The sequence below is a fragment of the Cyanobium sp. BA20m-14 genome, from assembly GCF_024346295.1.
In genome coordinates this window covers 1-17,344 of sequence record NZ_JAGQCR010000039.1, presented here as the reverse complement: position 1 = coordinate 17,344, position 17,344 = coordinate 1, and the positions used below count along the sequence as shown (strand labels likewise).

At 63.5% G+C, this 17,344-nt stretch carries 21 protein-coding genes; 15 read left to right on the top strand and 6 right to left on the bottom strand.

The genetic code is table 11. The features are described 5' to 3' along the window. Positions 1–281: 281 nt before the first annotated feature. The 6 genes from ppk2 (at position 282) to KBZ07_RS05695 (ending at position 5,136) form a co-directional block, all read left to right on the top strand. The gene (gene ppk2, locus KBZ07_RS05720) at positions 282–1,100 is read left to right on the top strand and encodes a polyphosphate kinase 2 (RefSeq protein ID WP_254930708.1); all 819 of its coding nucleotides are present in this window, start codon (positions 282–284) and stop codon (positions 1,098–1,100) included. 127 nt (positions 1,101–1,227) lie between these two features. Then, positions 1,228–1,500: a hypothetical protein gene (locus KBZ07_RS05715; RefSeq protein ID WP_254930707.1), complete on the top strand. Its 273-nt coding sequence runs from the start codon at positions 1,228–1,230 to the stop codon at positions 1,498–1,500. A gap of 19 nt (positions 1,501–1,519) precedes the next feature. Further along, positions 1,520–1,939: a tellurite resistance TerB family protein gene (locus KBZ07_RS05710; protein ID WP_254930706.1), complete on the top strand. Its 420-nt coding sequence runs from the start codon at positions 1,520–1,522 to the stop codon at positions 1,937–1,939. 84 nt (positions 1,940–2,023) lie between these two features. Beyond that, positions 2,024–3,697, top strand: coding sequence for an NAD-dependent malic enzyme (locus KBZ07_RS05705; protein WP_254930705.1), 1,674 nt, complete (start codon positions 2,024–2,026; stop codon positions 3,695–3,697). A gap of 39 nt (positions 3,698–3,736) precedes the next feature. Then, positions 3,737–4,654: an oxidoreductase gene (locus tag KBZ07_RS05700; RefSeq protein ID WP_254930704.1), complete on the top strand. Its 918-nt coding sequence runs from the start codon at positions 3,737–3,739 to the stop codon at positions 4,652–4,654. 8 nt (positions 4,655–4,662) lie between these two features. Beyond that, positions 4,663–5,136, top strand: a complete 474-nt coding sequence (locus tag KBZ07_RS05695) for an NUDIX hydrolase (RefSeq protein ID WP_254930703.1) — start codon at positions 4,663–4,665, stop codon at positions 5,134–5,136. 450 nt (positions 5,137–5,586) lie between these two features. Here KBZ07_RS05695 and KBZ07_RS05690 read toward each other — a convergent pair whose 3' ends face one another. From KBZ07_RS05690 to KBZ07_RS05680, 3 genes are all read right to left on the bottom strand, one after another. Beyond that, a complete protein-coding gene (locus tag KBZ07_RS05690; protein ID WP_254930702.1) occupies positions 5,587–6,663 on the bottom strand; it encodes an alanine racemase in 1,077 nt (358 codons plus the stop codon). After that, positions 6,660–7,781, bottom strand: a complete 1,122-nt coding sequence (locus tag KBZ07_RS05685) for a DUF1611 domain-containing protein (RefSeq protein WP_254930701.1) — start codon at positions 7,779–7,781, stop codon at positions 6,660–6,662. The genes KBZ07_RS05690 and KBZ07_RS05685 overlap by 4 nt, the downstream gene beginning before the upstream one ends. Before the next feature lie 171 nt (positions 7,782–7,952). After that, positions 7,953–8,342 carry a hypothetical protein gene (locus KBZ07_RS05680; RefSeq protein WP_254930700.1) on the bottom strand — a complete coding sequence of 130 codons (390 nt, stop codon included), beginning with the start codon at positions 8,340–8,342 and terminating at the stop codon, positions 7,953–7,955. A gap of 129 nt (positions 8,343–8,471) precedes the next feature. Here KBZ07_RS05680 and KBZ07_RS05675 point away from each other — a divergent pair, with 129 nt between their 5' ends. The 6 genes from KBZ07_RS05675 (at position 8,472) to KBZ07_RS05650 (ending at position 13,208) form a co-directional block, all read left to right on the top strand. Further along, positions 8,472–8,690, top strand: a complete 219-nt coding sequence (locus KBZ07_RS05675; RefSeq protein WP_254930699.1) for a CP12 domain-containing protein — start codon at positions 8,472–8,474, stop codon at positions 8,688–8,690. Between the two features lie 117 nt (positions 8,691–8,807). Then, complete coding sequence (locus tag KBZ07_RS05670; protein ID WP_254930698.1) at positions 8,808–9,503, top strand: response regulator transcription factor; 696 nt, start codon at positions 8,808–8,810, stop codon at positions 9,501–9,503. Between the two features lie 105 nt (positions 9,504–9,608). Next, entirely contained in the window at positions 9,609–10,472 is an 864-nt protein-coding gene (locus tag KBZ07_RS05665; RefSeq protein ID WP_254930697.1) for a galactose mutarotase, read from the top strand. A gap of 91 nt (positions 10,473–10,563) precedes the next feature. Then, entirely contained in the window at positions 10,564–10,791 is a 228-nt protein-coding gene (locus KBZ07_RS05660) for a DUF3136 domain-containing protein (RefSeq protein WP_254930696.1), read from the top strand. A 197-nt stretch (positions 10,792–10,988) separates the two neighbouring features. After that, positions 10,989–11,360, top strand: a complete 372-nt coding sequence (locus tag KBZ07_RS05655) for an AbrB family transcriptional regulator (protein ID WP_197153288.1) — start codon at positions 10,989–10,991, stop codon at positions 11,358–11,360. A gap of 357 nt (positions 11,361–11,717) precedes the next feature. Beyond that, positions 11,718–13,208, top strand: a complete 1,491-nt coding sequence (locus KBZ07_RS05650) for a glycosyl hydrolase family 57 (RefSeq protein WP_254930695.1) — start codon at positions 11,718–11,720, stop codon at positions 13,206–13,208. On the opposite strand, the gene KBZ07_RS05645 is transcribed toward KBZ07_RS05650, so the two are convergent. After that, on the bottom strand, positions 13,205–13,627 hold the full coding sequence (locus tag KBZ07_RS05645) for a DUF1499 domain-containing protein (protein WP_254930694.1): 423 nt from the start codon (positions 13,625–13,627) through the stop codon (positions 13,205–13,207). The genes KBZ07_RS05650 and KBZ07_RS05645 overlap by 4 nt on opposite strands. Before the next feature lie 143 nt (positions 13,628–13,770). On the opposite strand from KBZ07_RS05645, the gene KBZ07_RS05640 reads away from it, so the two are divergent. After that, complete coding sequence (locus KBZ07_RS05640) at positions 13,771–15,327, top strand: cryptochrome/deoxyribodipyrimidine photo-lyase family protein (RefSeq protein ID WP_254930693.1); 1,557 nt, start codon at positions 13,771–13,773, stop codon at positions 15,325–15,327. A gap of 56 nt (positions 15,328–15,383) precedes the next feature. Here the strand turns inward: KBZ07_RS05640 and KBZ07_RS05635 are convergent, their stop codons facing one another. Further along, positions 15,384–15,632 carry a hypothetical protein gene (locus KBZ07_RS05635; protein ID WP_254930692.1) on the bottom strand — a complete coding sequence of 83 codons (249 nt, stop codon included), beginning with the start codon at positions 15,630–15,632 and terminating at the stop codon, positions 15,384–15,386. Between the two features lie 169 nt (positions 15,633–15,801). On the opposite strand from KBZ07_RS05635, the gene KBZ07_RS05630 reads away from it, so the two are divergent. Beyond that, positions 15,802–16,002 carry a hypothetical protein gene (locus KBZ07_RS05630; RefSeq protein ID WP_254930691.1) on the top strand — a complete coding sequence of 67 codons (201 nt, stop codon included), beginning with the start codon at positions 15,802–15,804 and terminating at the stop codon, positions 16,000–16,002. Positions 16,003–16,478: 476 nt separating this feature from the next. Here KBZ07_RS05630 and KBZ07_RS05625 read toward each other — a convergent pair whose 3' ends face one another. Further along, positions 16,479–16,925, bottom strand: a complete 447-nt coding sequence (locus KBZ07_RS05625) for a thiol-disulfide oxidoreductase DCC family protein (protein ID WP_254930690.1) — start codon at positions 16,923–16,925, stop codon at positions 16,479–16,481. Between the two features lie 128 nt (positions 16,926–17,053). Between KBZ07_RS05625 and KBZ07_RS05620 the strand changes: the two genes are divergently transcribed. Continuing rightward, on the top strand, positions 17,054–17,344 hold a 291-nt coding region (locus KBZ07_RS05620; protein WP_254930689.1), incomplete at its 3' end, for a YjbQ family protein.

Sequence of the window (17,344 nt, the reverse complement as noted above, 5' to 3'; positions counted from 1 at the left end):
CGCCCCCCTATTCCATACAGAAAAATAACAATCACGCCCTTGTGTGGCCTTTGCTGCAATTGGCCTGCCCCGCAGGCGGTAGGCCTGGGCAGAGTAATGGATAGTTTCCCGTGACCAATGTGGTGTCAATCCCAGCGGCTGGGCAGGCCGGCAAGAAGAAAAAGGGCTTAAAAAAGAGCTTGAAAAAGAAGTTAAAAGAGGCCAAAAAGAATCCGGCTGCCCATGCTAAAGCAGGTAAATCTAAGGCTGAAAGCCCGAGCGATCGCTATTTTCCCTCGCCAATCTTTGATGATTTTTCTGCCAATTCGGAGGGCAAGAAAACCAGGCTCGATCGCAAGCTCTATGAAAAAGAACTGGCCCGGCTCCAGGTGGAGTTGGTCAAGATGCAGTACTGGATCAAACACAGCGGCTATCGCATCATCCTGCTCTTTGAAGGGCGGGACGCCGCTGGCAAGGGCGGAACGATCAAGCGGATAACCGAGCCCCTCAACCCACGCGGTTGCAGGGTAGTGGCGCTGGGCACACCCTCGGATCAGCAAAAGACCCAGTGGTATTTCCAGCGCTATGTGGAGCACTTCCCCTCCGCTGGCGAGATTCTGCTCTTCGATCGCAGTTGGTATAACCGCGCCGGGGTGGAAAACGTGATGGGATTCTGCACGCCCCAGCAGGTTGAGGAGTTCAGGCAATCCTGCCCAGAATTTGAGCGCATGCTGGTGCGCAGCGGCATCACGGTATTGAAATACTGGTTCTCGGTCAGTGATGAGGAGCAGGAAGCCCGCTTCCGCTCCCGCCTTGAAGACCCAGCCCGGCGCTGGAAGCTGAGCCCGATGGATCTGGAGTCCCGTGATCGCTGGGTTGAGTTTTCCAAAGCGAAGGACGAGATGTTCGCCCACTCCAACATTCCTGAAGCGCCCTGGTTCACGGTTGAGGCTGACGACAAGCGCCGTGCCCGTCTCAACTGCATCCAGCACCTACTCAGCAAGGTTCCCTATGTGGACATGACTCCTGAGCCGATCGAACTGCCCCCCCGCCTGGGCGGTGGCGACTACCAGAGGCCCCCGCTGAATGAACAGTTTTTTGTGCCCAACTGCTACCCCTAGGCACGGCCGTGCTTCGCCCCCCAAGGGCAAGTCCAGGCGGCATGCGTAAAGAATCGCAAATCTGTCGCGACAGTCACAGCGCCGGCGCCGGCAACCGAGTGAGGTGACTATCCCTTGCACCAGCCCCATGGTCAGCTCTGGCCTAGCACTGATCACCCTCGAGGATGGACGCGCCTCCTACATGGGCACTTGGAGCTTGATCCTGAATCCCGGCAAGAAGTTGGCGGCGATACACACCACCTTCCAGTCTGTTGAGGGGCTGGGGTGTGTGATCGAGAGGCTCGACTTTCAGGCTAAGGAGACGGCAGTTGAGTTTCTGCGCCACCTACTGCTGCACAACTGGCAGCTGGGCGATGTTAAAAGTGAGGCCGAGCCCTTGTTATTAGGCCTCGCCACCTAGTCACCTCGCCCCTAGGCCAATGAATTCGATGAGCGCCGCCGATGCGTTTGCTGCAGTAGCCCTGGCAGCTGTCTGTTGGGATGGTGTTTTATCGATGGCTGGCTCCAGATCCCTGCGCCATGCCCTCGATTACCGCAAGCCATTTCGTGACTATGACGAAGCCCAGATGATGCAATTGTTGGACTCCCTGCTCAAGCAACTGCGGGAAAAAGGAGCCCAACATTTAATGGTTGATGGCGCTGCGCTTTTAAATGCCAGGCAGCGGGGCGCCGCTTTTGCCGTGGCGGCGGAAATAATGCGCTTCGATGGCCCTCTGCAGGATGATGAACAGAATATTTTGATCAATCTCGCCGCTGTTCTGGAGCTCGATAGCGCCCTTAGCTCTGAGATCCTCAGGGTGATGGATATTCTCCATGCGGAGATTGAGTGTGAAGGCTAGTGGCTAGGTTTATGATCACCTAAGACTGCCAACTCCATGTATGAGCCGGCAGCGGCAGCCGCCCCATCCTCGCCCTCGCTGCGTTTGACCAGCAAACGTGGGCTCGATCTGCTCAGGGATCCCGCATTGAATCAGGGCACCGCTTTTGCGGCGCCCCAGCGCCTTGCCTTTGGGCTCGAGGGGCTGTTGCCGCCCCAGGTTGAGAGCCTGGACCTGCAGGTGCAGCGCAGTTGGGCAGCCTTCTGCCAGTTGGAGGGCCCCCTGGAGCGATACGCCTTCGTGGAGGGGTTGCGCCGCAGCAACCTGGTGCTCTTTCACCGCTTCCTCAGCGACCACCTCGAAGCGGTGCTGCCGATCGTCTACACCCCCACCGTGGGGGCGGTGATTCAGGACTTCAGCCGCAGTTACCGCACCCCCATCGAGGGTCTATTTATCAGTGCCGACCAGCGGGGTCGCCTGCGCCAGGTGCTGCGCAACGGCATCAACGGCCCCATCGACCTGGTGCTCGTCACCGATTCAGAGGGGATCCTCGGCATCGGAGATCAGGGGGTGGGAGGAATCCACATCTGCCAGGGCAAGCTGGCCGTCTACACCCTCTGCGCAGGGCTCAACCCGGAGCGGGTGCTGGCGGTCGCCCTCGATGTGGGCACCAATCGACCCAGTCTGCTGGCCGATCCCCTCTACCCCGGCCTGCATCAGCGCCGCCTGGCTGGGGCTGACTACCTGGGCTTCGTCGATGAGTTCGTCGAGGCCGTCCAGCTGGAGTGTCCCGGCGCTTGCCTGCACTGGGAAGACTTCGGTACCAGCCATGCTCGCCAGTTGCTGGAGCGCTATCGCGAGCAACTGCCGAGCTTCAATGACGACATCCAGGGCACCAGCGGTGTGGTCAGCGCGGCGGTGCTGGCGGCCTGCCAGGGGCTGGGTCAGACCCTGGCAGAGCAGCGCATTGTGGTGTTTGGTGCGGGCACTGCTGGCTGCGGTATCGCCGAAGGCCTGCTGCGCCTGCTGCAGAAGGGCGGTCTGAGCCACGGGCAGGCCTGCGAGCGGATCTGGGCGGTGGATCGGGAGGGTCTCCTGGTGCAGGGGATGGCGGGTCTCAATCCCGGCGCCGCCGCCCTGGCCCGGGATCCCCAGGAGCTGGACAATTTTTGCCGCAATCTCGAGGGCCAGATTGATCTGGCCGCCGTGGTGGCCCAGGTGCACCCCACCGTTTTGATCGGCACTTCAACCGTGGCGGGGGCCTTCAGCCGAGAGCTGGTAGAGGAGATGGCCCGCCACTGCGTCCACCCGGTGATATTGCCCCTTTCCAACCCCACCAGCCTGGCGGAGGCAGTCCCAGCCGACCTGCTCGCCTGGACCGGTGGTCGGGCCCTGGTGGCGACTGGCAGTCCCTTTGCGCCTGTTGAGCTGCCGGGGGGGCGGCGGGTGATCGGCCAGTGCAACAACTGTTTCCTGTTTCCCGGGCTGGGCTTTGCCACGGTGGCCCTGGGCCTGCGGGCCATCAGCGACGGGATGATCGATGCGGGGCTGCAGGCCCTGGCGGAGTGGATCCCCGCCAGCCGCAACCCAATGGCCGCTCTGATGCCAGCCCTGGGCGATGGAGCGGCGGTGGCCGCAGCTGTGGCCCAGGCCGTGGCCAGCGCCGGTGTTCGGGAGGGGCTGGCCCGTGAAGGGATCAGCCAAGAGCAGGTGCCCCTGCTGCTGCAGCAGGCCCGCTGGCTGCCGACTTATCTGCCCCTGGCGAGCAGCGCTGTTTAGGTACATATTCCGTAGCATTTGGCCACGCTGAGGCCTGCGATGCCCTGGACTGCCGCCGACATTCCCGACCAGTCCGGTCGGCTGGCCCTGATCACCGGCGCCAGCAGTGGCCTGGGGCTGGAGACGGCCCGGGCCTTGGTGCGCCGCGGTGCCACCGTGGTGCTGGGCTGCCGCAGCCGCCAGCGCTCTGAACAGGCCCGCACCTCCCTGCTGGCCGACGCGGCGGGCGGTGCGATCGATCTGCTCGATCTCGACTTGGCCGATCTGGCCTCGGTGCGGGCCGCGGCCCGCGAACTGGCCGATCGCTATGGCCGCCTTGACCTTCTGATCAACAACGCCGGCGTGATGGGCCTGCCCCGCAGCCTTACCAGCGATGGTTTTGAGATGCAATTTGGGGTGAACCATCTGGGCCACTACGCCCTGACCATGGCGCTGCTGCCGCTGTTGCGAGCTCGCCCGGCGAGCCGGGTCGTGACCGTGACCTCCGGGGCCCAGTATTTCGGGCGCATCGCCTTTGACGATCTGCAGGGGGAGCACCGCTATGACCGCTGGGCCGCCTATGGCCAGAGCAAGCTGGCCAATGTGATGTTCGCCTTGGAGCTGCAGCAGCAGTTGCTGGCCGCCGGCGCCGATGTGCTTTCACTGGCCGCCCATCCCGGCATCGCCCGCACCAACCTGCAACCCGCTTCGGTGGCCGCCAGCGGCTCCTGGTTTGAACCCCTGGCCTATCGAGTCATGGGTCCGCTGATGCAGAGCTCCGCCATGGGGGCCCTGCCCCAGCTCTTTGCTGCCACGGCGCCCGCTGCCCGGCCCGGGGAGCACTACGGCCCCGACCAGCTGGGGGGAATGCGCGGTCACCCTAAGGAAGTGCCTGTGGCCCCTGCCGCCACCGATGGCCAGCAGCGCTTGAAGCTGTGTCAGCTGAGTGAGCAGCTCACGGCAGCCCCCACCAGCTGAGAATTGCCATGGCAGAACTAAATAACCAGGCTGTTAGTGATAACCAGACCGTAGAGGTTGCCCTTGCCATGTTGGAACGTGATGGCTGCTGGCTGATGCAGCTGCGCGACGACATTCCCGGCATCGTGGCCCCAGGCTGTTGGGGCCTGTTCGGGGGCCATCTGGATCCGGGTGAAACAGCGGAGCAGGCCCTGCAGCGCGAGTTGTTGGAGGAGATCGGTTGGCAGGCGGAGCTGCTCCACTACGCCATGGAGCACCGCAACCCCAGGCGCCGGGCCCATGTCTTTTGCGGCCAGCTAACAGTGCCGTTGGCGCAGCTGCAGTTGCTGGAGGGTCAGGACATGGCCCTGGTGTCGCCCCAGGAATTGCTCAGCGGCTCGATTTGGAGCCCAAGGCTGCAGGGCCACCGTCCCTTGGCCGCTGGATTGGCCGAGGTGATGCAGAGGTTTTTTGCGGCCCCAGCGGGCCCGAGCCAGCCCTGAGTCCCCAGCGCCGGCCCCAGGGGGGAGCGGCAGCAAGTCAGGGCTTTCAAATTATTGCGGCATATTGTCAAAAGTGCTGTTTTGCTGGTACCAGTTTGAAGCAGTGCCCGTGACCTTCCAGTCAGGATCAATCATCGGTCTCCGTTCCAAGCCTGATGCGCTCTACCAGGTAGTGAACCTGGACGAGGTCTCCGGTTCCGCCTGGGTCAGGCGTTGGCCTTTGAGCCGCCATCGGTTCCCCACCTTTTCGGTTCCCCACGCCGAGATCACGGCCGTCGACAAGGGCAGCCTGCGATGATAACTCCGATTTTTCTGGTGCTCACCAGGCTGATCCGTTCGGCCTGGACTGCCGCCCTCACGCTGGCCTGTATCGCAACCTGCCTCGAATGCGCAGCCCAGCTGAGTTCTTTCAGCTAAGTGCCTTCAGCTAGATCCCTTCAGCTAAGCCCTTCAGCTGAGCACCGGACCGGCCAGCATGGTTTTAGCCACGAATGGCGATGTCATCGCCCGCAGCAGGGCGCTGTAGTTCAGCCCAAAGCTGATTTCGGCCCCCACCGCAACCATTTCCCCGCCGGTGTCGAGCACCAGATGGTCGCTACTGGCGCCCAGCAGCTCCATGCCGGCGGGCAGGGACAAACCGGCGGCATCTACATCCTGCAAGCCCAAGGCCAGCAGCACTCTCCAGCGTTCGCCCCGATCGCGCCGCCCAGCCACCGGCCCGAAGGCCCCCTCCCCGGCGCAGCCCCAGGCCAGGGTGGGCTTGGGCCCGGCTTCGATCACTTCCCCAACCAGTTGAAACGCATTGGTGAACAGCCCCTGGATCGGTTGTCGCCCCAGGGGCTCGCGGCCCAGCAGGATCGCCTCCCCCAGGCGCAGGTTGTTGATCCGGTCGACCCTCCCGCCCTCCAGCAGCCAGGGCAGGTTGGCGGAGTTGCCGCCTGACACCATTGGCAGGGCGATCCCAAAGGCCAGCTCCAACCCCCTGGCCAACTCGCAGAGCTGGCCCATCGAGGCATCGGAAGGCCCAATCCCGTTCTGGCAGCCCAGGTTGGTGCCCAGCCCGAGCAGGTCGAGCCCGGGCAACTGCAACAGCTCGGCCGTGATGCCATCGAGCTGCCTGGGCATGATCCCCTCGCGCAGATCCCCGAGCTCCACCATCAGCAGCACGCCGTGGCGGCAGCCCTGGTCCACCGCCGCGGCCGAAAGCAGGGTCAGTACGGCCGGCTCACTGTTCAGGCTGCAGTTGGCCGCCGCCACTACCCGCCCCACCTGGCTTGGCAGGGGTGAGCGGATCAGGGTCAGCGGCACTGAGCCGTTGCTCTGGCGCAGGGCCTCGATCGTTTCGATGCGCGACTCGCCGAGGCCCGCAACCCCTGCGGCGACCAGCACCGAGGCAATGGGGGCTGAGCCGAGGGTGGCCTTGGTCACGGCCGTGACCGAGATGCCCCTGGCCGCGAGGCGCTCGACCAGGCTGCGGGCGTTGTGGCCAAGGCGGTCGAGGCGGATGACCAGCCTCGGTGAGCTCACAGGGCGATGGCGTTGGCCATCGGCTTCAGCTCGGGGAAGGCCCGCACCACCATGTCCACCAGCCGTTGGGGTGAGCGGCTGAGCGCATCGGTCGCCGGGATGCCCAGCTCAATCTCGTAGAGCGCAATAGCGGCGGTCATTTCGGCTTCGCTCATCCCCTCGTGATTCAGGGCCATGCCGATCACCCGGGTGGCCGGGGAAAAGGCTTCGATCAGCTTGATTTCGCTGGCCGCAGTAGGCATCGGGATTTTGGGAAAATCGCTGAGCCGCTGCCGCATCGGGGCATGCTGGAGCACGACGGCTTGGGGTTGGCTGCCCCGCAGGATTGCCGTGGAGCTCAGATAGGCGGGATGGCTGAGCGCCCCCTGGCCTTCGATGACGATCACTTCGGGGCTCTCCGCCTCGAAGGCATGGACAACTGCGGCCTCCACTTCGCCGGAGCCGTACTGGCAGGGCAGGGCGTCAAGGGCGATTCCGTAGCGGGCGCCCTGCATCAGCCCGGTTTGGCCCGTGCCCACCATCACCGTCTTGATGCCCCGTTCGTTCAATGCCCGGGTCAGGATCACGGCCGTGGTGCGTTTGCCGATGGCCCCATCGGTACCAAGCACGGCGATTCGTTTGCAGCCCACCGAGGAGATGCGCCCGCTGAAAAGATGCAGATCCCCTTGGGCGGGGGGGCGGCGCACATCGACGATCCTGACGTTTTTGGCCGCCGCCGCCGCTGCAAATTCCAAGTCGTCGTTGAGGAATTCGTGCAATCCGTTGATCAGGTGCAGCCCTGCGGCGATCGCCTCCAGCAGCACATGTCGCTCGGGCGCCTGGAGCCTGCCGCTGGCGGGTGCCATGCCAAAAATCAGCGTGTCTACGGGGCCATTGGCTGGGGCCAGGGCCTCAGCTAGATCCGCCAGGATCGGGATGCCGGTGGCGACGCCATCAAGCACCTGGCCCGCATCAAAGCCTGCCAGTTTGCTATCGATGATCGACTGAATCTTGAAGCGCTGTGAATGACGAACCAGCCCGTTGGCGGTTTTGCCGTCGATACGACCGAAATTAGCTTCGCAATAAACTATAGCCCTTGGAGTTGATGGCGAATAAATGTTATTCTGAACGGATGACACCTTAGTATTTGCCTTGGTTCTTGCCTCAGAGGAAGCGACCGAATGGTCCGCTCCAGCCAGGCCGAAACGGGGATACCAGATGCCCCCACCAGGTGGGGTTTACCAATTCACCCTAGGACCAGCTGCCAAGGGGGCGGATATCTGCAGCTCTTTGATCCCGGCACAATCCAGTCAGGGCCAGGCGATAAAGCTCACCGGCTCATATTTGGCGAAAGTGATGCGCCAGGCCCTGCTTACGAGACCCTGCAGACTGTCAAGCAAAACCTGTGTTTCACCCCCGGAGAGCCAGCTGGCTTTCAGCAGTGGCAGCTGTTCACTCATCACCTCCATAGGTATTTCCACCAGCAACAAACTGCCATCTCCCGCCGCCCGCTGCAGTGGGCCCTCATCGCTGCGCTGCCAGAGACGCAATAGCAGTTCCAGCGCCAGGCTGCGGCCGGCCTCGCCGGGATCAGCCGCTTCGGCCGCTGCTGCGGCCTGGGATCTGCCGGCGAGGGGCAGGGCGCGCTTGCCTGAGATCTCAACGAGCGCAAGGGCAACCAGGTAGGGAGCGTCGGCCATCGGACCAATCCTTCAGGGCCGCCCCAGCCTGCCTGATCGCGTCAAACCAGCCGATCGGCAGAGCATTCGGGGTGCGGCATGGCTACATTCAACCTGCAAATCAAGCCCCACCGCTTGGGTGTGTGTTCCATGGCCACCATCGGAGACCAGCTCCAGACCTATCGCACCGCCCTAGCCGAGGCCCAGGCCAGGGGTGATGTGGCGATCGCGCGCAAGATCGAACAGCAAATCAAGGATCTGGAGGATTTCCAGCAGCGCCACCCCGATGAGGCCGTTGCGCCTACACCGCTGGAGGTGTTCTGCGACCTGAACCCTTCGGACATCAACTGCCTCGTTTACGACGACTGAGTAGCAATTGCTTCCCGGTCAGGATTCGCAACTCCTAGAGTTGGCCTGGTTCCCCTCGCCGTCCTCGCCAGGGTCAGCCGCCGCCAGGCCAACCGCAGCCAGGTCAACAGCAGGAGAATGGATCTCAGCCAATTTCTGGCCAATGGCGGCCATGGGGCCCAGGAGGAAGGGTTGGAGTCGATTGAGATTCCGGGCCGCATTGCGGTGGCGGCAAAGGGTCGCTTCATGCTGCGGGCCCTTTGCCGCAGCTTCGGGGGCTACTCCCGGATTACCTGTGCGGTCACCGATCAACAGGGCTGCCTCGATTACCTGGCTGTGGAAGCTGGGGATCCATACCAACTGCTGATCTGCACCGACTATCTCGAGAGCGGCAGCGGTTTTGACCTGGTTCGTCAGGCACGGGAACTCCATCCCAACATCCATGCCGTGGTGTTGGCACTGGGGGATTCGATCCCTGCCGAATGCCTCGATGCCCCCTGGTTGGAAGCGGTGGTGGCCGAAGCCGACTTTGTCGATGATCAGCAACCGCTGCAGGCCGCGGTGATGGCGGTGCTGGGCGGCCACTCCTACCGCAGCCCCTCCCTGCGCACGGGCATCCTGCCCTACCTGAGTTGCCCCCGGCTAACGCCGCGGGAATTCGAGGTACTCGACCTGCTCGCCAGTGGCCTCAGCGATCGCCAGATCGCCAAACGGCTTGTAGTCAGTGATGAAACGGCCCACACCTACACCAAGCGACTCTTGCAAACCCTCAACGTGCACAACCGGCTGCAGGCCGTGCTCAAAGGAATGCGCTGCGGCATGGTTCAAATCTGATGCTTCAAATCTGATGGTTCAAATCTGACTGTTCCCCCTTGGGGGCATCCATTGCTGGCCCTTTCAGGCAGATTGATGCCCATCCCAGACCAAGATGGAGATCGCATGGCCTTGATTCAGCGCCAAACGCCCTATCCCCACTGGGAATTCAGCGATCCGGCCACAGGTGACCTGCTGCGGATCGTGCCCGAGCGCGGCGGCCTGATCAGCGGCTGGAGCTGCTCTGGCCATGAGCTGGTCTACCTCGATCTGGAGCGCTTTCTCGACCCTGCCCAATCGGTGCGGGGTGGATTCCCGGTGCTGTTTCCAATCACCGGCGGCCTGCCGGGTAATCGGCTGCCCTTGCCCCAGGGTGAGTTCAGCCTCGGCCAGCATGGCTTCGCCAGGCAGATGCCCTGGCAGCTGGAGCCCCTCGCCGATGGCCTGGGGGTACAACTGCAGTTGTCCGATACCCCCGAAACGCTGCAGGCCTATCCGTTCAACTTCCTGCTCAGCATGGAGGTGCGGCTGGCGCCAGGGGCGCTGGAGATCAGCACGGTGGTGCAAAACCGCAGCAGCGAAGTGATGCCCTTCAGCTTCGGGCTGCACCCCTACTTCAACCTTTCCAGCCTGGAGACGGTGAGGTTTGAGGGCTTACCTCCCCAGTGCCTCAACCACCTCACCATGGAGGAGGCCTCCAGTGCCGAACAGATGGAACGGCTGGCCAGTGGCATCGACCTGCTGGTCGAACCCACAGGTTCGGTGCGGCTGGTGGATACTGGCGCGGGCACCAGCCTTGAGCTCCAGCTCAGCCACCCGCTGGATCTGGTGGTGCTCTGGACGGAGCCGCCCCGGCCGATGGTGTGCGTGGAACCCTGGAGTGGGCCGAGGCAGGCCCTGATCAGCGGTGATCGCAAGCTCGAATTGAGCCCGGGCGCCAGCACAAGGCTCCATACCCGCTATGCCTTTACGGCATCAACAGGTTCCTGAGACCCAACTGCCCCCAAACGGGGGCTTCACGCAATTGGGGGTGCTGGTCGAATCTGCATGGCGACTACGACGTCGTTGCCATGTTGTTGCCATGAGTCAGCTAACTTTTACCGCCGACCTCACAATTGCTGAACTGGAGACAAGTTTTTCAATCTATTGCAAGGCGCTTCGTATCCTCATCCTTGAGGAGAGGACGATCAACCAGATCCGCCGCAGCGTCTGCTGGCGGCGCCTTTCTTCTCTGCATGAGGCCCTGCCGTACCGGTATGGGGATCCCGCCCATCTCTACTTTTTGATCAAAAGAGAGTGCGGCAAGTGAGGGGGCTTGGGCCGAGCCAGATCCACCAATCCCCCCGGGTTCAGCGGCTGGAGGTGGGTGTCGTTTTGGATGGCAATAGTTCGGCTCGGGTGCGCATGCTTGCTTCCAGGTGGCAGTTAGGTGGGTCCAATCAGTACCAATAACCACCAAATTGCTGCGGTCTGCTGCTACTATTTGGTTTGAACGAACTACCTCACATGCTTACAGGCTCCGAATTGCTCGCCAAGGTCAAAGAGCTGGGTGATGTTTCCAAATCGGATCTGGTCCGTAGCTGTGGCTACGTGAGCACGAAGAAAGATGGCAGTGAGCGCCTCAATTTCACGGCTTTTTACGAGGCCCTGCTCGGTGCCAAGGGTGTAAGCCTTGGCACCGACAGTGTCGGCAGGGGTACGGGCAAGGGTGGCCGCAAGCTGAGCTACACCACAAAAATTCAGTTCAACGGCAACCTGCTGGTGGGCAAGGCCTACACCGCCATGCTCGACCTCAAGCCCGGGGATGAATTTGAGATCAAGCTGGGCCGCAAGCAGATCAAGCTCGTTCCCATCGGTGGGGCTGACGAGGAAGAGTGATTTAGTCCCAGCCAAGCTGGCTTCTGGCTGCCTCAGCTGTTTTCTTTCACTCCTTCTGGGACCCCGGTTTCTCCGGGGTCCTTGCTCTCCGTATCCCTAGCCTGCAGCGCTTCAGCCCTGTCCTGGCATGTGGAGCAAAGCACCTTGCCCTTGCGCTGTCTGTATAGCTTGATCGAGCGCTCAATTTGCACTCCACAACTGCAACAGGGAAACAGGGGGCTCATCGGATCGGCAGCGCGCTGGGTCACCCACCAGGGCAGGATCGCAAACATCAGCCTTAGCAAGGTAACGCCAGTGGGGCCCAACAGCAGGGTGACCATCCCCCCTGTCGCAAGCTGACCTCCCCCACCCCCCACCATGCCCCCCAGCCCCAGCCTCCCTCCGATCGCGGGCCATGAGGCGGAGATCCTTGCCTTGGTGCAACTGCCCGGAGCGGTGTTTGCCCCCCACTCCAATCTCCAGCTGGAGCAGATCCATTCAGCTTTTGCCTGTGCGCTCCACATGCATCAGCCCTCGATTCCAGCCGGGGCCAACGGAGAGCTGATCTCCCATTTGCAATACATGTATGAGCACCCGGGCGAGGGTGATAACCACAACGCCGATGCCTTTGCCCACTGCTACAAAAGGCTTGCCGAGATCATTCCCCAGCTGATTGGCGAGGGCTGCAATCCCCGAATCATGCTCGATTATTCGGGCAATTTGTTTTGGGGTTTCGAGCAGATGGGCCGCCAGGACATCCTTGGCGCCCTTAGAACCCTCGCCTGCGATCCGAGCCTGCAGCCCCACGTGGAGTGGCTCGGCACCTTCTGGAGCCATGCGGTGGCCCCCTCCACGCCAATCCCCGATCTCAAGTTGCAGATCCTGGCTTGGCAGCACCATTTCGCGGCCCTGTTTGGCCCCGAGGCCCTGCAACGGGTGAAGGGTTTTTCGCCGCCGGAGATGCACCTGCCCAACCACCCCGACACTCTCTATGCCCTTGTCAAGGCCCTCGTGGAGTGTGGCTACCGCTGGTTGCTGGTGCAGGAGCACAGCGTTGAAAATCCCGATGGCTCCAGCCTCAGTCGGGAGCAAACCCTGATCCCCAACCGTCTGGTGGCCCGCAACTCCAGCGGCGACACGGTGAGCATCACCGCCTTGATCAAAACCCAGGGCTCTGACACCAAGCTGGTGGGTCAGATGCAGCCCTGCTACGAGGCCCTCGGCCTCGGCCGCCAGCCCCTTGGCGCCGGCACTATTCCGGCGTTGGTGTGTCAAATCGCCGACGGAGAAAATGGCGGCGTGATGATGAACGAGTTCCCTGCTGCATTCATCCAGGCCCACCAGCGCATCGCCAGCAAAACGGCTGAGGGCAGTAAAACGGGTCAGGCCAGCAAAACAGTGGCGATCAATGGCAGCGAGTACCTGGAGTTGCTCGAGGGGGCAGGGGTGAACAGCACCGCCTTCCCGGTGATTCAGGCGGTGCAGCAGCACAAGCTCTGGCCGCTGCTCGATCCCCAGGGCAGCACCGAACCGCCCGATGCAGCAGCGGTTCAGGCCGCCATTGCCCAGCTCCAGGCCGCCGATCCCTCCTTCTCAATGGCCGGGGCTTCCTGGACCAACAACCTCAGCTGGGTGGAGGGATACGCCAACGTGCTCGAGCCGATCAACCAGCTGAGCGCCCGCTTCCACCAGCATTTCGACCCCCTGGTGGCGGTCGACCCTGCCCTGACCCAAACCCCGGCCTACCAGCAGTGCCTGCTGCACCTGCTGCTGCTGCAAACAAGCTGCTTTCGCTACTGGGGCCAGGGCACCTGGACCGACTACGCCAGAGAAATTCACCGGCGTGGCATGGAATTACTCAGCAATTAGGGCTGGCCAAGGGCCTGGTTAAGGGCCTGGTCCAGGCTCGCAAGCCGGCGACCATTCACCCCCAGATCGGAATCCCCGCTGCGGGATACCGACCTGGCCTGCAGCTGGCCCCGGGCCTGGTCTGCATAGAGCTCCAGGTCGTCGACAAAGCCAAATAGGGCGCTACTGGCGGTGGCATGCAGGTAGCCATCGCCTTGCTCCACCAACGTGGTTCTGGGCATGGCCTGCACCACGGTCACCAGGCGGGCGAATGCGGCTTCCGGATCGGTCACCTCCCAGTCGGCCCTGGCGCAGTGGGCTGGAGACGGACAGGGCGACAGGAAGCCGTCGTGCACCCCCAGCTCAGGCGGCACCGGGCCTACCAGGTGGAACAGGGCCAGGCTAAGGATCAGCAGCAAGGGTTGGAGAAGGGTTCCCATGGCGTTGATTTAGCTGCTCAAGTAGGGGCCAGGAAGCTCCAGGGCTCCCAGTCTTACCTGCATGGCCCCGGCCCCCACGGCGGCTTGCACGGCAGCAGCCCAAATGGAGGATGCTGTACACCGGCGAACCTCTGCGCCAGCCCATGGGCCCCCTCCAGGTTGTGTGGTTCAAGCGGGATCTGCGCCCTGCAGATCACCTCCCCCTGCTGGAGGCCTGCCGGCACGGAGCCCTGCTGCCCCTCTATGTGGTGGAGCCCGAGTACTGGCAGCAGCCCGACAGTTCGGCGCGCCAATGGCTGTTCTGCCGCGAAAGCTTGCTGGAGCTGCGCGCTGCCCTGGCCCGCCTGGGCCAACCCCTGGTGGTGCGGGTCGGTGTGGTGGAGCAGGTGCTCGAGCGAGCCCGGCGCCAATTCGGCATCGGCGGCCTCTGGAGTCATCAGGAAACCGGCAATGGCTGGACCTACGCCCGCGACCTGCGGGTCGCGGCCTGGGCCCGGCAGCACGCCATCGAGTGGCACGAGATCCCCCAGTTCGGGGTGAGCCGTCGCTTGGCGCAGCGCCAGGGTTGGGCGCGCCGCTGGGAGGAGCGCATGGCCGAGCCGATCGCTCCGGCACCGCAGCGCCTGGAGCCTTTGGCTGGCCTGGATCCCGGGACCATTCCCAGCGCTGAGGAGCTCGCCCTGGTGCCGGATCCCTGCCCGGGGCGCCAGCTTGGCGGCCGCCCCCAGGGGCTGGCGCTGCTGGAGAGTTTTCTAGATCTGCGCAGTCGCGCCTACCAGAGCGGCCTGTCGAGTCCGAACACGGCCTTTGCCAGCTGTTCGCGGCTCTCTCCCCACCTGAGCTGGGGCACCCTGTCGCTGCGGGAGGTGGTGCAGGGGAATCGCCAGCGGCGCCAGGGACTCACGGCGGTCTCCTGGCGCCGGGGCCTGCAGCGCTTCGATGAGCGCCTGCACTGGCACTGCCACTTCATCCAGAAGCTGGAGAGCCAGCCGAGTCTGGAGTTTCAGGAGCTCCATCCCCTCACCGCGGGCCTGCGCGAGTGGGATGGCCCGGGCAGCGACGAGCGCCTGGCGGCCTGGGCCGCAGGGCGGACGGGCCTGCCCTTTGTGGATGCCTGCATGCGGGCCCTGATCGCCACCGGTTGGCTCAACTTCCGCATGCGGGCCATGTTGGTGTCGGTGGCCAGCTACCAGCTCTGGCTGCCCTGGCGCGATAGCGGTTTGCACCTGGCCCGGCTATTCGTCGATTACGAACCGGGAATCCACTGGAGCCAGTGCCAGATGCAGTCGGGCACCACCGGCATCAATACGATCCGCATCTACAACCCGATCAAGCAGGGCGTCGATCACGATCCCGATGGCCTGTTCATTCGCCGCTGGCTGCCCGAGCTGGCGGCGGTGCCGGCGGTGTTTCTGCACCAACCCTGGATGATGGATGGGGCCACCCAGGAGCGGCTGGGCTGGGCGCTTGGCGCCAACTATCCCCTCCCCATCGTCGACTGGGCCTCTGCGGCGGCCACGGCCCGCGAGCGGCTCTGGGCCCTGCGCCACCAGCAGGGATTTGCCGCTACGGCCGCTGCGATTCAGCAGCGCCATGGCTCGCGGCGCTCGGGCCTCCGGGCCAGCCGCCGCCAATCCGGGGGCATGTCTTCCGGGGGCCTGTCTTCCGGGATGGAGCAATTGGGCCTGGATCTGGGCTGAGCCCTTGGATGCAACTGCCCGCTGCAACTTTCCGCGAGTGGGGTCAGTTGGAGGGCTCACTTCTTGCGGCAGTAGCCGCCGCCCACGTTCATCCAGCCCTCGGGGCAGGCTTCGCCCTTGGTGGGTTGAACCGTGTAGGTCATCAGGCCGAGAGTGCTGCACTTGCCGTTGAGCATGTCCACGTAGCCCAGGGGGCAGATGCTGCCAATCTTGGGCACCTGGCGCTGGGCCTGGGCTGGCGGCGAACTCCAGGCCAAGCCAGGGATCACAACGAGAAGGGAAAGCAGTACGCGACGGGCTGACATGGGGAGCTGGCAAGCGGGTGATCTGATGCTACGGAGGGCGACCTACCGAAGGCCCCTCGTATGTTCCGCAAATGATGTGATGACGATGCTGCAGATCCGCGTCAGACGCTTGAAGCAGGCCTGATCCGACGCTTTGGTGGGCGAAACGCACCAGCCAGGAGGCAGCGCGATGGCAAAGCTCGATCCGATGACGGTTTCTGCATTGAAGATGTTGAGGCTCGACACCGACCGGGTGCCCAGAAACCACAATGACCTGGCTTTTGCTGCCCGCCGCCGCACCAAATTCAAGGTTTGGACGCAGGAGCAAACCGACGCCTACCGGCACCTGTGGGATCGCATCGGCAAGCAGCAGGAGCAGCAGGCAGCGTGATTGCGCGCAATGCGGTTAAGGAGGCGCTCTAGCACTGTCGTTGATTCCGTTCAGCCTGTACAGAATCGATGACGCCTGAAAGAGCTCAATGGGTGGGTGTTAAGGCGAAAGGGCGAGCCCCCTTGAAGCCAGTTAATTGACCAGTACATCGACCAGTACATCGATGGCAGGGGTATGGGGAGCTCCAAGGGGGCATGCATATTTTGCGGAGCTTATGTTCTTGCCACTGGCTAGCTGATTCCTGCTTATCTCTGGCCCAAGTCTATGCTTGTTTAACGCGAAGTCAGGCTTGAAAAGTCCACCTGGCCTGCGTAGCCATCATTTCTATAGGCAACACCACAAAATATGCCCCAGGGCTGATGGAATGGCCAGCGAAGGCACCATCCTGGCCACTCCAGCCGATCTGCAATGAAGTTCACCGTTTTAGCTGCTGCGCAAGGCCACGGGCTAATTGACCCAGCAGATGCGCCTCGGACTCATTTGGGCAGGCGGCAGCGTTGCTGGCAGAGCTGGTCGAGGCTGGGCCGTCCGGTGAGGCGCAGGCGCCAGCCGGCCCAGAGGGCGTAGGCCTGTTCCACCAGCGGACCCAGTAGCGGCCAGGCGGTGGGGGCATACAGCCAGCCCAGGCCGACCAGCCTGTAGGCCTCCCGGAATACGGCCACATCGCGCAGCACCTGCCCCTCGGCGGTGATGCCGTGGATGCGCCCCATCGCCTCGCGGTAGCTGATGCCAGCGTGGGCGCCTGGGTCGTAGTCCGGGGCGTCGATGTCGACGAAGGTGAGCCGCGGCGATGCGGCGTGGAGGCGCTGATCGCGCGCCCCCAGAAACCGCACCTCCCGCAGGCAGAGCGGGCAGCCACCGTCGTAGAGAAGTGCGAGGCCTGGCGCAGCCGTGGACGGTGCCGCAATAAGTGTTTCCGGCATCACCACTTATTGCGGCAGGCCCTGCCGTGGGTCAGAGCAAGCAGCAGTAGGGACTTGTGCAGGGGAACCCGCATCGGATCGGCGGTGGCTGGTCTGATGCTAGGCAGGGTGCTCAGAGGAGCTGGCTCGTGCTGCGTCAACACCTGCAGATGCTCAGCCTCGCCACCCGCGGCGAAGGCTTCATCAACATCACCGCCGCTCTCGACGCCGAGATCGCCGCCAGCGGCTTGCAGCAGGGTCTGGCGTCCCTGGTCTGTCTCCACACCAGCTGCTCGCTCACGGTGAATGAGAACGCTGACCCGCGGGTGCTGGAGGATCTGGCGGCCTATCTGCGGGCCCTGGTGCCCCAGGAGGGGGTGCGGCCGATCAGCGGCCGCGGCGAGCTGCGGCCCTACGCGCACGACGACGAGGGCCCCGAC

Coding starts and splice junctions, on each gene's coding strand:
- KBZ07_RS05635 (WP_254930692.1), bottom strand. CDS start 15,632: ATGTCAGCCCGTCGCGTACTGCTTTCCCTTCTCGTTGTGATCCCTGGC.
- KBZ07_RS05670 (WP_254930698.1), top strand. CDS start 8,808: ATGGATCTCAGCCAATTTCTGGCCAATGGCGGCCATGGGGCCCAGGAG.
- KBZ07_RS05710 (WP_254930706.1), top strand. CDS start 1,520: ATGAATTCGATGAGCGCCGCCGATGCGTTTGCTGCAGTAGCCCTGGCA.
- KBZ07_RS05630 (WP_254930691.1), top strand. CDS start 15,802: ATGGCAAAGCTCGATCCGATGACGGTTTCTGCATTGAAGATGTTGAGG.
- KBZ07_RS05650 (WP_254930695.1), top strand. CDS start 11,718: ATGCCCCCCAGCCCCAGCCTCCCTCCGATCGCGGGCCATGAGGCGGAG.
- KBZ07_RS05675 (WP_254930699.1), top strand. CDS start 8,472: ATGGCCACCATCGGAGACCAGCTCCAGACCTATCGCACCGCCCTAGCC.
- KBZ07_RS05665 (WP_254930697.1), top strand. CDS start 9,609: ATGGCCTTGATTCAGCGCCAAACGCCCTATCCCCACTGGGAATTCAGC.
- KBZ07_RS05680 (WP_254930700.1), bottom strand. CDS start 8,342: ATGGCCGACGCTCCCTACCTGGTTGCCCTTGCGCTCGTTGAGATCTCA.
- KBZ07_RS05655 (WP_197153288.1), top strand. CDS start 10,989: ATGCTTACAGGCTCCGAATTGCTCGCCAAGGTCAAAGAGCTGGGTGAT.
- KBZ07_RS05695 (WP_254930703.1), top strand. CDS start 4,663: ATGGCAGAACTAAATAACCAGGCTGTTAGTGATAACCAGACCGTAGAG.
- KBZ07_RS05715 (WP_254930707.1), top strand. CDS start 1,228: ATGGTCAGCTCTGGCCTAGCACTGATCACCCTCGAGGATGGACGCGCC.
- KBZ07_RS05660 (WP_254930696.1), top strand. CDS start 10,564: ATGAGTCAGCTAACTTTTACCGCCGACCTCACAATTGCTGAACTGGAG.
- KBZ07_RS05625 (WP_254930690.1), bottom strand. CDS start 16,925: ATGCCGGAAACACTTATTGCGGCACCGTCCACGGCTGCGCCAGGCCTC.
- KBZ07_RS05640 (WP_254930693.1), top strand. CDS start 13,771: ATGGGCCCCCTCCAGGTTGTGTGGTTCAAGCGGGATCTGCGCCCTGCA.
- KBZ07_RS05700 (WP_254930704.1), top strand. CDS start 3,737: ATGCCCTGGACTGCCGCCGACATTCCCGACCAGTCCGGTCGGCTGGCC.
- KBZ07_RS05645 (WP_254930694.1), bottom strand. CDS start 13,627: ATGGGAACCCTTCTCCAACCCTTGCTGCTGATCCTTAGCCTGGCCCTG.